Source organism: Streptomyces sp. NPDC058221, assembly GCF_042882365.1.
GTDB lineage: Bacteria > Actinomycetota > Actinomycetes > Streptomycetales > Streptomycetaceae > Streptomyces.
In genome coordinates this window covers 15,813-30,609 of record NZ_JBHVWF010000019.1, presented here as the reverse complement: position 1 = coordinate 30,609, position 14,797 = coordinate 15,813, and the positions used below count along the sequence as shown (strand labels likewise).

The 14,797-nt window shown below is 70.4% G+C and carries 11 protein-coding genes and 1 tRNA gene; 11 read left to right on the top strand and 1 reads right to left on the bottom strand.

Going from position 1 to position 14,797, the window contains the following annotated elements:
* Nucleotides 1-469 precede the first annotated feature (469 nt).
* Genes ACFVW8_RS09130 through ACFVW8_RS09090 form a run of 9 tightly spaced genes read left to right on the top strand, consistent with a single transcriptional unit; the run spans nt 470 to nt 12,018 of the window.
* On the top strand, nt 470-2,251 hold the full coding sequence (locus tag ACFVW8_RS09130) for a hypothetical protein (protein ID WP_389687684.1): 1,782 nt from the start codon (nt 470-472) through the stop codon (nt 2,249-2,251).
* 4 nt (nt 2,252-2,255) lie between these two features.
* Complete coding sequence (locus ACFVW8_RS09125) at nt 2,256-3,473, top strand: acetyl-CoA carboxylase biotin carboxylase subunit family protein (RefSeq protein WP_389687682.1); 1,218 nt, start codon at nt 2,256-2,258, stop codon at nt 3,471-3,473.
* A complete protein-coding gene (locus tag ACFVW8_RS09120) occupies nt 3,470-4,249 on the top strand; it encodes a gamma-glutamyl-gamma-aminobutyrate hydrolase family protein (protein WP_389687680.1) in 780 nt (259 codons plus the stop codon). The genes ACFVW8_RS09125 and ACFVW8_RS09120 overlap by 4 nt, the downstream gene beginning before the upstream one ends.
* Nucleotides 4,246-5,115, top strand: coding sequence for a hypothetical protein (locus tag ACFVW8_RS09115; protein WP_389687678.1), 870 nt, complete (start codon nt 4,246-4,248; stop codon nt 5,113-5,115). Before ACFVW8_RS09120 ends, ACFVW8_RS09115 begins: the two co-directional genes overlap by 4 nt.
* Nucleotides 5,116-5,120: 5 nt before the next feature.
* Nucleotides 5,121-6,122, top strand: a complete 1,002-nt coding sequence (locus tag ACFVW8_RS09110) for a hypothetical protein (protein WP_389687676.1) — start codon at nt 5,121-5,123, stop codon at nt 6,120-6,122.
* Nucleotides 6,119-6,811 (top strand): hypothetical protein, encoded by a 693-nt coding sequence (locus tag ACFVW8_RS09105; protein ID WP_389687674.1) that lies wholly within the window; start codon nt 6,119-6,121, stop codon nt 6,809-6,811. The genes ACFVW8_RS09110 and ACFVW8_RS09105 overlap by 4 nt, the downstream gene beginning before the upstream one ends.
* Nucleotides 6,808-8,124, top strand: coding sequence for an MFS transporter (locus ACFVW8_RS09100; RefSeq protein ID WP_389687672.1), 1,317 nt, complete (start codon nt 6,808-6,810; stop codon nt 8,122-8,124). The genes ACFVW8_RS09105 and ACFVW8_RS09100 overlap by 4 nt, the downstream gene beginning before the upstream one ends.
* Entirely contained in the window at nt 8,121-10,655 is a 2,535-nt protein-coding gene (locus ACFVW8_RS09095) for an ATP-grasp domain-containing protein (protein WP_389687670.1), read from the top strand. The genes ACFVW8_RS09100 and ACFVW8_RS09095 overlap by 4 nt, the downstream gene beginning before the upstream one ends.
* 1 nt (nt 10,656) lies before the next feature.
* Entirely contained in the window at nt 10,657-12,018 is a 1,362-nt protein-coding gene (locus tag ACFVW8_RS09090) for an ATP-grasp domain-containing protein (protein ID WP_389687668.1), read from the top strand.
* Nucleotides 12,019-12,430: 412 nt separating this feature from the next.
* Here ACFVW8_RS09090 and ACFVW8_RS09085 read toward each other — a convergent pair.
* Nucleotides 12,431-12,503 (bottom strand) — tRNA-Ala (locus ACFVW8_RS09085).
* A 169-nt stretch (nt 12,504-12,672) separates the two neighbouring features.
* Here ACFVW8_RS09085 and ACFVW8_RS09080 point away from each other — a divergent pair.
* Both ACFVW8_RS09080 and ACFVW8_RS09075 read left to right on the top strand, forming a co-directional pair.
* The gene (locus ACFVW8_RS09080; protein ID WP_389687666.1) at nt 12,673-13,221 is read left to right on the top strand and encodes a helix-turn-helix domain-containing protein; all 549 of its coding nucleotides are present in this window, start codon (nt 12,673-12,675) and stop codon (nt 13,219-13,221) included.
* A gap of 84 nt (nt 13,222-13,305) precedes the next feature.
* The gene (locus tag ACFVW8_RS09075) at nt 13,306-14,742 is read left to right on the top strand and encodes a serine/threonine protein kinase (protein ID WP_389687664.1); all 1,437 of its coding nucleotides are present in this window, start codon (nt 13,306-13,308) and stop codon (nt 14,740-14,742) included.
* Nucleotides 14,743-14,797: the final 55 nt, after the last annotated feature.

Genomic DNA, 14,797 nt, shown 5'->3' with positions numbered 1-14,797 from the left:
AGGGTCCCGATCACGCTCGTACGCACCTTCCGGACCAGCACAGGAAGACGCCACGTGCAGCACTGCACAAGCAAAGAATCTACTTCGCCCCCGGCCCGGGGAACTTCACGAACAGAGCGCTGACGCACCCCTCCGCGCCCCCACCTGGATTACGCAACACCTGATCCTCGAGCCAACTGCTGTACACGAAATGATTGCCGGGTGTTATCCCAGAGGTTAGAGTCACTTCCCGTGATGGGCCTCGCACCACCTGCGATCGGTCATCACTTGAGCAACGGGGCTCATCCGGACATTTCCACGGCGCAGGTTCACCAACCTCCCCCTTTCATCTCTCCGGCACTCATCGCTGCGCGCGGTCAACCAGCGCACGTCCGAGCACTTTTCACTCTCATTCATCCCACTGTCTGGCACCTTGCGTTCACCGGCGACCGCTTGCGAAATGTCATACGCCTTCACAAGGGAATCACAGATGGGTCTCCTTCGTTCCGAAGGATTCGACAAGCTTCTGGAGAATGTCGCCGCCGAGGTCACGGAGTTCACGTCCGCCGGGCCCGCCATACGTCATCTGGCGACGATCGGTGAACGGCTCGCGCCCGAAGTGGCGCTCGGTGCGCTGCGTCCGGCTGAGCATCACCTCCTCAATGTGCTGGAGTCGGCCGGTGCCGTGGTCGACGTGACTGCCGCGGAGGACGCGGAAGGCTACCGGTTCGGGCAGTTGAAGGCGGGCAAGGCCTGCATCCTCGGCCCGGAGGAGACGGCGGGGCCGGAACTTCGGGTGGTCGCCGGGATCCGCTGGCCCGACGGCCCGCCGGCGGGCCTTGAGACCGCGTGTGCGGAGCTCGCCGCACAGGCAGTGGCCGAAGTCGAGTCGGTGCACGACTGGTTGTCCGAGCAAGGGCAGGAGTACGCGGCGGTCCTGGTGGCCCGGCTGCGTTTTCTGTTCCGGCATGTCGGGCCGATACGGCTCTATATAGGTGACGCCTGCTACACGAATCTGGGCAAGGACGGGAACCTCGTCGGCAAGTCCATCGGTGCGGAGTCCGATCGCTGCCGGATGAAGGTCCTCTCCGAAACTCCGCTGCCGGAGTGGAGTGCCGCCGACGCGTGTTTCGTCGTCTGCATGTCCGCGCTGATTTCCTCAGGAACCCCCTCGCGTACTGAGGAGTTCAGCGGCACTCAGTTGCTGCCGGGCAGGTTGACAGAGTTCATCGAGGGCCGGATCAGGGCGTACGACGGGACGGTCCCCGCCCCCGAGGCGTCGGATTCCCCCGTCGGACGACTCTTTGAACTCGCGGATGCAGCAAGAGAGTTGCGGATAGCCAAGTTGCAGTCGGCGGTGGTCTATCGCACGGTGCAGGCGATGACCATCAACAAGAAGGAGCATCTCTTCGACACCCCCGTCACCGGGGTGGATGTGCCGGAGGTTTTCCTCGACACCCTCGCGGATCTGGTGCCGTCGGCGCCGGATGCCGTACGCGGCGGTGATTTCGGTGTGGACTGGCAGCCACTGTTCGACGGTGGTCCCCGGGCTTCGCAGCCGGGGTTCAGCAGCCGTTTCGAGGAGGTACTGCACCGGCTGGTGAGCGCCGCCGCGGCCGCTACCGGTTCGGACGTCAGCATGTCCCGGGGGCCGCGGGACATCCTGCGGCTGAGTTCGCTCCTTGCCGACGGCAGCATCGAACCGGGCCACTGGAAGACCAGTGAGTACTACTGCTGTGTGGCGCCCGGCAAAGACTTTCGTCAGCGGCTGGCCGCCTCCGGCGCCGCCGCAGAGCTGCCTCAGGTGGTGCGTGCGATCGCGGCCCGTATGCGCTGGAACAGCTGGCACTTCATGCCGCACGCGGCGGACGTCACGGACGACGGGAGTTTCGCCGAGCGCGACTGGTTCTTCGCCCCTTCCATGCCCGACATGACGGAATGGACCTCGCACCACCACCAGGGGCACGTCGCCAACGGTGTACGGCATGCCATTCGCGTCCCCTTCGGCATCACCCTGGCGGGGGCGCATCGCCCCGGTGTGCACGACCTGCGGCTGATGCGTACGGAGGGCGACGTCTACGGACCGCGTGAGCTGCGGTCGGCGATCGCGATGGGCGAGGTCCTGCGCGGTTACTACCAGGAGCACGCGATCCACCTGGAGAAGCGCGAAGAGCCATTCGTGGTGGAGGACTTCGGAAACACCTGGTACCAGGGCCGGTACGGTTCCGAGGCGAACGCGCAGACGGGTACAGCGAACGAGAACGGTATCTGACCTCATGACGACAGCTGAGATTTCCCCGACGGCGGCCGACCGCCCCGCGGTGCTCTATCTGGGGCTGCGACGCTCGCCCCTGGAGTGGCGCGCCGAGATCGACGCGGCCGCCGCGTGCGGTCTGAATGTCCATGTCGCGTCCGATGCGAACGTGTCCCACACAGGGCTGCCCGAGCATCGGCGCGGTTCCTTCGACCGAGGTGCGGCGCTCGCCGATCAGGCGGCGGAGGCCGCGCGGACCGTACGGACCGAGCAGGCGGGCTCCGGTCCGAACCCGGCCGCGGTGGTCTGCTGGGGCGACAAGTACGTCGCGCTCACCGCACTGCTCGCCGAGCGGTTCGGGGTGCGTGGTATCGGCGCCACTGCCGCGGCTGTCGCCACGGACAAGGTCGCGCAGCGCCGCGCGATGGAGCCGTTCGGCCTCAACCCGCCCTGGCGCGCCGGGCGTACGGTGGAGGAGCTGACTGCCGCCGTGGCAGAGCTCGGTGCCTCAGGCAGGCCGCTGGTGTTCAAGTCCGCGCACTGCTCCGGTGGCCGGGGCATGGCCGTGATCGGACCGGACTCGGATCCGGACGCGGTGTTCGCGCTCACTTCGGCGAACTACTCGGGCACGAACGACTTCCTGGTGGAGGAGTACGTCGAGGGTTCCGAGCACTCCGTGTCGGGTGTCGTACATGACGGCACGGTGCGGGTCCTGGGTGTCACCGACAAGTACGTGGACGGTCAGCTGTCGGCTTCGTGGGCGACGGCGGTCCCGTCGGCGCGTACGGAGACGCAGGTGAAGGAGTTGCGTCAGGCGGCCGAGCAAGCTGTGCTCGCGGTCGGTCTGGGCACTGGCGGGTTTCACGCCGACCTACGGTTCGGGCCGGAGGGCCCGGTGGTCCTGGAGGTGGGCGGGCGTCTCGGCGGCGATCTGATCAACTCCCATCTCATCCCGTACGCGCACATGGACGCGGTTCGGCCCTACGAGACGCTACTGACACTGCTCGCCGGTGGGGAACTGCCCGGCGAGACTCCTGAGGCGCAGCGCGGCGCGGCCATGGTGCTGCTGCCGAAGGCCGGGCGTTCGGCGGAGGAGCTGGTCACGTCGGTGCGCACTCATCCGAAGGTCGTCGTCGCCGAGGACTGGCCGGGCACCGAGTCAGTGGTGGCCGTCGTCGTCACGGAGGATCCGGCGCTGCTGCCCGGTGCCGTGGCGGACGTACGCGAGTCGGCCCGGTGAGCGTCGGTAAGCCGAGGACTCCGCTGGTCGGGATCCTCGCCTGTCACAAGGAGCGGGCCAACGGCACCACGTACTCCCGGGTCAACGACCATCTGACGGAGCCGCTTCTGGAGCATGCGGACGTGACCGCGGTGCTCCTGCACACGGTGCGGCCCGAGCATGCCGCCAGTGTGCTGGCGCGCCTGGACGGTCTGGTGCTGCCGGGCAGCGGGTCCTTCGTGCATCCGGCGCGTTACGGCAAGGCGGACGCCGTGCCGGAGCGGGAGTACGACCTGCCCAGGGACGCGACGGCGGCCGCGCTGCTGCGGGCGGCGGACGGGATTCCCGGCCTGCCGGTCCTCGCGAGCTGTCGGGGGCTGCAGGAGCTCGTCGCGCACCAGGGAGGCACGCTCGAACCCGTGCCCGCGTCGGAGGTCAGGCATCGCCTGCGGGCCGGGGTGGACGGGCCCGACCGCTGGGCACCCGCGCACACGGTGGCCGTCCATCCGGGCGGACTCCTCGCCCCGCTGGTGGGACCCGGCCAGGATCCGGGTGCCGTGCCCGTCAACTCGCAGCACAGCGACCGGGTGGCCAAGGTGCCCGGCCACGTGTTCGTCGAGGCCACCGCCCCGGACGGGACGGTCGAGGCGGTCAGCGTCGGCGCTCCGGAGCGCTTCGTGCTCGGCGTGCAGTGGCATTTCGAGCACCACACCGATACATCACCCCTGGACCGGGCAGTGCTGGCCGAGTTCGGCCGACGCTGCGGGTCCTGGACAGAGTCGAGGCAACAGCAGTGAGCACGTCAGGAACCACCACCGGCCGGGCGACCGGCCCGGCCGCTGTCGAACACGAGGCCCTCGCCGCCACCTCGCTCGCCGCGGTCGGCTGCGGCGGCGATGAGCTGCTCTTCCTCGCGGGATCGACGACTGACGGGCTCGCGAACCGCAATTCCGATCTCGACCTGTACGTCGTGGGCGATTTCCGGGTGGCCGGCTCGGAGACGGCCGCGCGCCAGGGCGAACGGACCGCGACAGTAGCCTTCCACGAGGGCCGTGAGGTGAACGTCGCGGTGCTCGAACCGGCCGCGCTCGACCGGCTGCGGGAGGCGTTCCGTGCCTCGGTGGCGAGCCTGTCGCAGGAGAAGGGCATCGCCCAGCTGGTCGACGAGGACAACCTCAAGATCCTTCACCGGGTGCGGACCGGGCAGGCTCTGCGCCGTCCCGACCGGCTCCAGGAGCTGCGCGACGGCCTCGGCACGGATGACCTCCCCCGCTATCTCCTGAACGTCGCCGCCGTCGCCGCCGTCAATCGGCTCAACGATGTGTCGGGCGAGCTGTCGGACGGGCACCGCGACTCGGCGGCCTGGATGTACCGGGAGGCCCTGGTGCACACCGGTCAGTGCGCGCTCGCCGCCGCCGGAGTGACGGTCCCCTCGGTCAAGTGGCTGCTACGGCTCCTGCAGCGTGAGGCGGAACGCGGGAGTGACAGCGGTGCTCCGCACGCCCGGTGCGCCGCGCACACCGCCCGTCGGCTGCTCGATCCGCCCGCCGACACGGCCGCCGCTGTCGTGGAGACGCAGGCCGAGCTCGCAGCGGTGATCGACTCCGTGGGCGAGCGAGCCGGCCCCTACGTACGCCTCGTGGCCCGATCGAAGCTGGGATGACGCCCATGGCACTCGTCGACTCCGAAGGCCCGCTCTCCGCCATCGGCGAGCGGGAGTTCACGCCCGTCGAGCTGTACGACATACCCGACACGTTGCTGCCTCGCGAGCCGCGCCTCGGCGGTACCTGTGTCGCGGTACCCGCCGACCGCCTCGCCTCCCTCGCTCGGTCAGGACCCGCGGTGCTGGGCCTGCGGCCCGGGCTCGCAGGCACCGACGATTTCACCGCCTCGCTCCTGAAGGAACTGCGCGCGCTGGTGGGTCTGCCGGACGGACACAGTTGCCTTCTCGTGCCCGTGGTGCCGCAGACCCTGGCCGGGCTGCTCGCCCGGGAGAAGTGGGCCGTGGCCCACGACGTCGTGCCCCGGCCGGCCGGTGGAGCTGCCCGGCCGTTCAGCGCCGGCGGACCCGATGCGTGGAGTGCCGCGGATCTCTCGGGCACCTCATGGCCGCTGGCCGAGGGCTTCCTGGCGGCACTCGACGTGGCGGCCTTCTGCCCCGGTGCGCTGCTCGGCGTCGTGCCCGGCAGCACCGTATTGACTCTGTCCCCGCGGGCGGCCGCGGCCGCCCGCGCCGAAGAGGGCGGTGGCCCCTTCGGCATGTGTGCCCTGCTCGACGCGGACGCGCCCGGTACACCGCGCCCCAGCACGTCGGACCTGATGATGCTCGCCCACGGCATCCGCACCCTCGCCGAGTCGCACCCCGAGCGCCTCGATGGCGAGGTCGCGTCCCGCGTCGAGCTGATCGCCGCGCACACGGCGGGCCGATCCTGGCTGGCCGGGCCGCCGTACCGCCGGGACCGCGATCTCACGTGCGTTCTGCCCACCACCCTCGCCCCGTCCGCCGTACGGAAGCTGGTGGAGTTCCTGGAGAGCCGGGCCCTGGTGTACGGGCTCGCCGACCCGGACCGGCCGACCGCACTGCGCGTCGGCCTCGGCCGCACCTGCGGCGACGACGATCTCGTACGCCTGACCGGACTGCTCGACATCCTGCTCGATGAGGCCCGATGAATCCCTCCGAAGAAGTCGCGACGGGTGCGGGCGCTCTGCTCATCCTCAAGCCCGACATTCTCACGGCTCCGTGCGCGCGTTGCCCCGCCGCGCTGGCCCGCGACACCGTGCGCGGCCTCCTGGCCGTGTACGAGTCGTCGACGGCGTACGCCTACGAGGTGGACACCTCCGAGCAGGCCGTCGCCTGGGCGCTCAGCAACATCGAGCGCAAAACCCGCGCCAGGGACTGGTACGTCCGCACCCTGCGCAACCCCCACCGTCACCTGGCCGACCTGCGGGCGCTGTTGGCCGGACCGCTGCTCAATCCAGCGGGTGATGACACCGTCCGTACCGCGGACCTGGTGCTCGGTGTCGCGGAGGCGCTCGGGTTCACGGTCTCCGACCACCTGCGCACCCGCTGTACCCAGCGCGACTTCCTTGGCCTGTACGCGGACAACACCCACTTCACCCGGCTCGCCGGAAGCCTGAGGGACTACCTGGTCGGCCAAGAGGTCGAGATCTACCGGTATGCCGGGGAGCAGGAGCTGTCGACCCTGCACATCTTCAAGGAGATGGTGCGCCGCGTCGTGCGCTACCCCACCACCCACTACGACGCGGTGGAGAACCTGCTGCACGTCTCCGATCCGGGTGCCGCCGACTGGACGTACTTCCTCAACACGGCCTTCGGGGAACGGGGGAGGGTCACATGAGTACGCCCCGGGGCCCCGGCCGCCGGCTCACCGCGGCCGACAGGCTGATCCTGCTCAACGGTGTGTCCACGTTCGGCTCCGGCCTGGTCTACCCGTACACCGCGCTCTACCTCTCGGAACTGCCCGAGATGGGTGCGGCGGGCGTCAGTGTCTTCTACGGCGCCGCCGCCGCGGCCAACCTGCTGACCGCCGCGGTGCTCGCGACCGGCTGGATCAAACCGTCGCCCGCGCGTCTGGGGTTCACCGGGACGCTGATGCTCGCCGTGGGTTTCCTGGGGACAGCGGCAGCGGGCTCGCTCACCGCACTGTTCGCGGCAGTTCTGTTCGTCGGCTGTGGCCAGGGCTGTCTGCTGGTCTCCATGGTGCCGGTGCTCAGCTCGCTGACGTCGCAGGACCAGCGGCGCTCGGTGTTCGCACGACGCTACCAAGCCATCAACGTGGGCCTGGGCCTCGGTGCCGTCGTCGCCGGTCTGACCACCGGCTTCTTCACCACCTCGGCGGTGCCGTGGCTGTTCGTCGCCAACGCACTGAGCTATCTGCCGCTCGCCTATGCCTTCCACCGGCTGCGTGCGCGGGAGCGCCGCGAGGAGGTTCGGGTCGCGGAGGTTCGGGTCGCGGAGCGGGAGGAGACAGTCGAGGCGCGGGAAGCCGCCGGTGGGCGGCTGAAGTGGCTCGGGACCGCAGGGGCGCTCGCAGTGCTGTTCCAGCTCGGCGCCTACCTCTTCGGGCACAGCCAGTTCGAGGCGACCTCGCCGCTGGTCGCCGTACGGCTGATGGGCATCGGGCTCGGCGCGGTCTCCGCGCTGCTGCTGGTGAACACCGCCGTAGTGGCCCTCGGGCAGAGCTGGGTCACACGTCTGCTGAGCAGCCGCGACGAGACGTTCGGGCTGCGGGCCGCGGTCCTGCTGTGGGTCGCCGCGTACGCCGTGGCCATGGGGTCGGCGTTCGGTCCGCAGCCGGTCCGGTACGCGGGACTCCTGCTGTTCGCCGTGGTGTTCGCGATCGGTGAGTGCGCGTACTCCTGCTCGTTCCATCCTTGGCTGATCGACTCGGTCGAAGCCAAGGACGTCACCCGCGTCTCCGCCCTGGCCAGCGGCGCCATGGGTATCGGTACGGCCGCGGGCCCCTCCATCGGCGTCGCGCTGACCCTCACCGGCGAGGCCTTCGTGGTCTGGCTCAGTCTCGCCTCGCTCTGCCTGCTGTTGCTGCTCACCCTCGGCCGGCGCCGCGTTGCGGTACGCAGACCCGCAGACGGAACCGCAGGGGCCACACCCGAAGAGACACCCGCGTCACACACAGGGGATACGACATGACGGACACACTGCTGCTGGTCGGCGCGGGCATCATGGGGCGCGGCTACGTCGCCGCCGCGCGGGACCTCGGGCTGCGCACGGTACTGCTCGACGACGAGGCCTGGCGCGAGAAGCACGAGCAGCACGTCGCGCACTTCGAGACCCCGGCGGGCGGCACCGAGACGCACTGGCTGCGGGCCGCCCTGGACGCCGCCGACCGGTACCCGCCGCAGGGCGCCGTGCCGTTCGCCGAGCAGCATGTGCTGGCCGCGGCACGGGTGCAGGACCGGCTGGGACTGCCGGGCCCGTCCCTCGCCGCCGCCGAGGCGAGCCGCAACAAGGCCGTCCAGCGCGCGCTGTTCTCCCACTCGGGGCTGCCGCAGCCCGACTACGCCGTCGTCGACGACGCGGACCGGGCCGCCGAGTGGAGCCGCGGCCGTTACCCGGTCGTCGTCAAGCCGCTGCGGGGCGTGGGCAGTGCCGGGGTGCGCTGTGTGGCGGGCGAGGACGAGCTCCGCGCGGACCTGACTCGCCGGGACCTGGGACAGCAGGTGTTGATCGAGGAGTACGTGGACGCTCCTGAGTACAGCTGGGAGGCGCTCGTCCAGAACGGCGAGGTGATCTTCGGGAACCACACCCGCAAGGTGACCACCGGTCCACCCGAGTTCGTCGAAATGCAGCACCGGCTGCCCCACCGGCCCGCCGACCGCGACCGCGTCGACGGGCAGACGGCCGCGCTGGTCGCGGCCGCCGGTATCCGCACCGGCATCGTGCACCTGGAGTACCGGGACGACGGCACCGTACTGAGGCCCATGGAGTTCGCCGTGCGCACCCCCGGCGACCACATCCTGGAGCTGATGTGCCGGGCGTATGGACACGATTTCTTCCGCAGTGTCATCGAACTGTCCCTCGGACGCGAGGTCGGCCTGCCCTCAGGGCGGCCCCGCGCTGCGGGCGTGGTGTTCCTGTCCGCTGCGTCCCCCGGCCGCATCACGTCCGTGGATGGTGTGGAGGCGGCTCAGCTGCGCCCCGATGTGGTGCGGGTCGGCCAGAAGAAGCACGCCGGCGACATCGTCACCGGCCTCCACTCGTCCGGCGACCGCGTCGCCCACGCACTGCTCCTGGCGGACACGTCCGCCGGCGTGGACGCGGCGGCCGACGCCGTGCTCCGGCAGATCGAAATCCGCGTGGAGCCGCCGAGCCCCGAGCCCGCACCGGCTCCGGCCGCCTCGGCCGCCTCAGCCCCGGCCGCCTCAGCCGCCCCGGCCGCTGAGCCGCCGCTGATCGCCGAGGAGGGCCCCGTCGTCGTGCTCTGCAAATGGCGCCCGGACATGGTCAGGGCCCTGCTCGCCGCGACGCCGAACCTCCATCTCGTGCTGGAGGAGTCCGAGTTGGCGACCGCCGCGGCGTCGCCCGAACTGACCGCTGCCGCCCGCTCCGTCTACCGCGTCGGGAGCGTGGACTCCATCGAGGAGTTGACCGGGGTATCCGTCGACCTCGCCGTACGCGGTGTCAGGGTCGACCAGGTGCTCTCCTTCTCCGAGGACGCGCAGCTGGGCGCCGCCCTGCTGCGCGCGTTGCTGGGCTGCGGCGAGGCCGGCGCACACCTGGGAGCGGCCGTCCGCGACAAGCGGATGATGAAGCGCCTCGTCGGCGCCGCCGGTGTGGCCGTCACCGAGTGGGCCTCGTTGCCGACCGATGTCACCTTCGCCGACGGCAACACCCCGCCCGATGTGGGGTTCCCCGCGGTCGTGAAGCCCGCGTTCGGTTTCGGCACGATGAGCACGCTCCGCGTCGAGAACGCGGCGGAGATCACCGCCTTCCTGCACGATCTGCCGAAGCCGGACCGGCTCGCCTCGGGCCATCTCATCGTCGAACGCTTCGTTCCCGGCCGCGAGCTGCACATCGACGCGCTGTGGCGGGAGGGCAAGGCGCTCTTCCTGAACGTGAGCGCTTACTACGTGCCCCGGCTCGACCACGTCGCCACGGACGGTGCGGCGCACGCCGCCACACCCACCCGGGACGGATCGTACGTACTGGCACCCGAGGACCACCCCGAACTCCACGAACGCATCCTCGCGATGCACACCACCGTCAACGAAGCCCTGGGCATCGACACCGCCGTCACCCACCTGGAGGTGTTCGAGACCCCCACAGGCGACCTCGTCTTCTCCGAGATCGCCACCCGGATCGGCGGCGGCTGGATCCCCGACATGCTCACCGCCCGCCTCGGGCAAAGCGTGTTCAGCACCGTCGCCACCGGACTGCTGTACGGCGCCATCGAGCCCGGCGATTCCCCGTACCGGCACATCGGCGCGCTGCACCTGCGTCCGTCCCGCGCAGGCACCATCACCGCCCTGCCGACCGGCGAGCAGATCGAGGCCGTTGACGGCGTCATCAGCTGGCGCCTGATGAAGAAGACCGGAGACCGGGTCGGCTTCTCCCACGCCATGGACTGGTGCCTGATGGTGGTCGTGGGTGCGGACACGGCCGAGGAGTTCGAGGCGACCCTCGACCGGGTCGAGACCCAGCTGACCATCGAGGTGGAGTGACGTGCCCGCGCCTGTGCCCGCGCCTGTGCCCGCGCCCGTGCCCGCGCCCGTGCCTGTGCCCGCCCCGGCACCGCGCCGGCCCGCCGTCGTCTTCGTCGGTGTACGCAAGAGTCCGCTGGAACACCGGCCGGCGTTCGAGGCCGCCCACCGCGAGGGCTACGCGGTGGTACTCCTCGCCGCCCGGCCGCCCGGCGGGCTGCCCTCCGGGCTGCTCGCCGAGGTGCGGGCGGTCGACCCGCACGACGCCGCCGCGTTCGACGCGGCAGTGGACGAGATCGCCGCGACGCACCCCGTCGCCGGCGTCGTCACCTGGTCCGACGCGGGCGTGGAACCGGCCGCTCGCGCCGCCCACCGCCTGGGCTTGCCCGGCATCGCGCCGGCAGCCGCCCGGCTGGCCCGCAACAAGTACCTCATGCGCCAGGCCCTGGCCACCCGGCCTCACCTGATACCCCGCTACGCCCGGGTACGAACCCTTCAGGACGCCGAACAGGCGCTCGAAGAAGTCGGGTTCCCCGCCGTCCTGAAACCCGCAGCGGGCAGTGGAAGCAAGGGCATCTTCCTGCTGCACGCCGCACGGGACCTGCCGCCCGCGTTCGCCGAACTGACCCGTCTCACCGGAGCCGACGGTGACAGCATCTTCCGTCACGACCGCGGCGAGCTCGTGCTCGAAGAGCTGCTCGGCGGCACCGAGCACAGCGTCGAGGGCTTCGTGCACCGGAGCGAGGTGACCATCTGCGGCATCACCGACAAGACCACCACCGAGCCGTTCCGCCTGGAACTCGCACATCTGCACCCCAGCGCCCTGCCCGCCGCCGCGCGCTCCACCGTGCACGCGCTGACCCAGGAGGTCGTGCGCGCCCTCGGCTTCGACGACTGCACCTTCCATCTGGAGTGCATGTACGACGAGCATTCGGGCGCCCGGCTCGTGGAGGTCGCCGCCCGCGCCGGCGGTGACTACATCGGCTCCCATCTCGTCGGCCTCGCGAGCGGGATCCCCTTCCACGAGAACGTGATCCGCGTGGCGACCGGCCGGGCTCCGCGGCTGCCCTCTCAGCAGCCGCTGCATGCTGGACTGCGCAAGGTGATGGCTCCGGCGGCCGGAAGACTGCTGCGGGTCGATGGCCTGGACACCGCGCTCGGCGTCCCGGGCATCCAGCACGTCGTCCTCGACCGTGCCCCCGGCGCGACCGTCAAGCTCCCACCGGAGCACTTTTCCTCCAGCGCCATCGGTGCGGTCATCGCCACCGGCGACAGCTCGGCATCAGTCGAGAACGCGCTGCTGACCGCGACAGACGCCATACGCGTGGAGATCGCGCCCCAGCCCGGTACGCACACAGCGGAAGGAGCCTCGGCGTGCGGTTGACCCGCTCTCACAACACCCAGAAGTTGCGCCTTGACTGAGTCCTTCGAGGCACCGAGGTGTGGGCAGGTCCGACGGCGTCGCGCAGACGCCGGAGCCCGGCGCGTGCTGCCGCGTCATCGACTGTTGAGTCCGTGTAGCCCGTTGCTGCAGCCGGCGACCTTGCCTCAACCCGTATCCGCTCGGCAGACAGTCTCGGAGGAGCGGTCCCGCGGCGGCTCGGCTCATGCCTCACATCTCTGCGGCGGCTCTCCAGGTCGGAGCCCAGGAGACCCCCCCCGGGAGACGAGGGAGTGCAATTCCCTTGGGAGGTACGGACTCCCCCTGGGCCCGGCGGGCATCGATGCGCCCATTGATGGGCACGAAAAACGCCCTCCGAAACTGCGTTTCCGCAGGTCAGAGGGCATTTAGTACGTGGAGCCTAGGAGATTCGAACTCCTGACATCTGCCTTGCAAAGGCAGCGCTCTACCAACTGAGCTAAGGCCCCGAAAAGCGGGCAGCACCGGACGCACCGGTGTTGTGGTCACCGCTGCAGACCAGACTACCGGGTGATCCCCCGAATCCTCCAAAAGATGGGGGCTCCCGGTCGACGACCACGCTCCGTAAGATGCTCGTCGAGGTTCGCAGCAGCGAAGCCGCAGCGAAGGGGAGACGCCATGGATGCAGCGCAGCAAGAGGCAACGGCAAGAGCAAGGGATCTTCAGCGCAGTTGGTACGGGGAGCCGCTGGGGGCGCTCTTCCGTCGGCTGATCGATGATCTCGGCCTGAACCAGGCCCGGCTCGCCGCCGTGCTCGGGCTGTCCGCCCCGATGCTCTCCCAGCTCATGAGCGGCCAGCGGGCGAAGATCGGCAATCCTGCGGTCGTGCAGCGCGTCCAGGCCCTCCAGGAACTGGCCAGCCAGGTGGCGGACGGCAGCGTGAGCGCCGGGGAGGCCACCGACCGCATGGAGGAGATCAAGAAGTCCCAGGGAGGCTCCGTGCTCACCAGTACCGGTCAGACGTCGACGACCGGCGGGGCACCCACCGTGCGCCGTGTGGTCCGCGAGATCCAGTCGCTGCTGCGTTCCGTCGCGGCCGCCGGTGACATCATCGATGCTGCGGACTCCCTCGCCCCGACCCACCCGGAACTGGCAGAGTTCCTCAAGGTGTACGGGGCAGGACGCACCGCGGACGCGGTGGCGCACTACGAGGGGCACCAGAGCTAGACCGGGACGGATCCGGCAGCCGCAGTATCCGTGCCCGGGCACACGCACGGGCCGAGAGCAGGGACGGGGAGCGAGCGCAGCGCAATGGGTGAGGTCTTCGCTGGTCGGTACGAACTGATCGATCCGATCGGACGTGGTGGGGTCGGTGCTGTCTGGCGTGCCTGGGACCACCGGCGCCGCCGCTATGTGGCAGCCAAGGTTCTCCAGCAGAGCGACGCACACACGCTGCTGCGCTTCGTCCGCGAGCAGGCGCTGCGGATCGAGCATCCCCATGTGCTCGCTCCGGCCAGCTGGGCCGCGGACGACGACAAGGTCCTGTTCACCATGGACCTCATCAGCGGCGGTTCGCTGGCCCATGTCATCGGTGACTACGGCCCGTTGCCCCCTCGGTTCGTCTGCACCCTGCTCGACCAGCTGCTGTCCGGACTGTCGACGGTGCACGCCGAGGGCGTCGTGCACCGCGACATCAAACCCGCCAACATCCTCATGGAGGCCACCGGAACGGGCCGGCCGCATCTGCGGCTGTCCGACTTCGGTATCTCCATGCGCAAGGGCGAGCCGCGCCTCACCGAGACGAACTACGTGGTGGGAACGCCGGGTTACTTCGCACCCGAGCAGATGATGGGAGCGGAGCCGGACTTCCCCGCGGACCTGTTCGCGGTCGGTCTCGTCGCCCTGTATCTGCTCCAGGGGAAGAAGCCCGACTCGCAGGCGCTCGTCGAGCACTTCGCGTCCTACGGCACGCCCAGCGCTCCGCAGGGCATCCCGGAGCCGCTCTGGCAGGTCCTCGCCGGGCTGCTGCAGCCGGACCCGGAGGCTCGCTTCCGTACGGCCACGGGTGCGCGCAAGGCGCTGACGGCCGCGGTCGAGATGCTGCCCGAGCCCGGGGACGAGGACGAGCCGGTCGAGGTCTTCGACCAGATCGGCCCGCTGCCCGCCGGCTTCGGCCCCGCGGGGCCCGTGCCTGCCCCGCAGCCGGGCGGCCACACGGACGCGCAGCAGGGGCCAGGACCCGGACAGGCCACACAGGCGACCGGGCCGCAGACAGGCCAACAGGGCGTACAGCAGCCGTACTCGCAGCCCCCGGCCTCGATGTCGGAGACGGGCAGCTTCCACCTCCAGCCGCCCCCGCAGCACCCCGCGCCCACGCCCCAGACGGCACAGACGGGCACGCCCACTCCTCCCGCCGCTCAGCATCCCGCGCATACGGCGTCCCCCTTTCCTGCCGCCGCACCGGACCTCTCACAGGCCCCGACGGCCGCGGTGCAGCACGAACAAGCTCTCACTCGTGCTTACACCGCTCAGCAGCCGCAGGTTCCCGTATCGGGAGCGGGAGTTTCCGGGGCCGGCGCCCCGCCCCACCTCGCCCAGGCACCGTCCGCCCGGGTCACATCGCCTTCGCACGCCGCGGCACCTGCTCCGGGCAAGCGGCCGGGACCGCCCCCGAAGGTGGCGGTCCCGGTGCTGCTGGTGGCGCTGATCTGCTTCGCCGTCGGAATCTGGGCCCTGACCCAGGCCTGATCGGCGACTCCGTGAAGCCGCCGTACAGGTCCCTCCCCGGCACGCCACCGAGGAG

Bases quoted from the DNA above. Each gene is read 5' to 3' on its own strand.
- ACFVW8_RS09080 (WP_389687666.1), top strand. From the start codon at position 12,673: ATGGATGCAGCGCAGCAAGAGGCAACGGCAAGAGCAAGGGATCTTCAG.
- ACFVW8_RS09105 (WP_389687674.1), top strand. From the start codon at position 6,119: ATGAATCCCTCCGAAGAAGTCGCGACGGGTGCGGGCGCTCTGCTCATC.
- ACFVW8_RS09075 (WP_389687664.1), top strand. From the start codon at position 13,306: ATGGGTGAGGTCTTCGCTGGTCGGTACGAACTGATCGATCCGATCGGA.
- ACFVW8_RS09130 (WP_389687684.1), top strand. From the start codon at position 470: ATGGGTCTCCTTCGTTCCGAAGGATTCGACAAGCTTCTGGAGAATGTC.
- ACFVW8_RS09095 (WP_389687670.1), top strand. From the start codon at position 8,121: ATGACGGACACACTGCTGCTGGTCGGCGCGGGCATCATGGGGCGCGGC.
- ACFVW8_RS09100 (WP_389687672.1), top strand. From the start codon at position 6,808: ATGAGTACGCCCCGGGGCCCCGGCCGCCGGCTCACCGCGGCCGACAGG.
- ACFVW8_RS09110 (WP_389687676.1), top strand. From the start codon at position 5,121: ATGGCACTCGTCGACTCCGAAGGCCCGCTCTCCGCCATCGGCGAGCGG.
- ACFVW8_RS09125 (WP_389687682.1), top strand. From the start codon at position 2,256: ATGACGACAGCTGAGATTTCCCCGACGGCGGCCGACCGCCCCGCGGTG.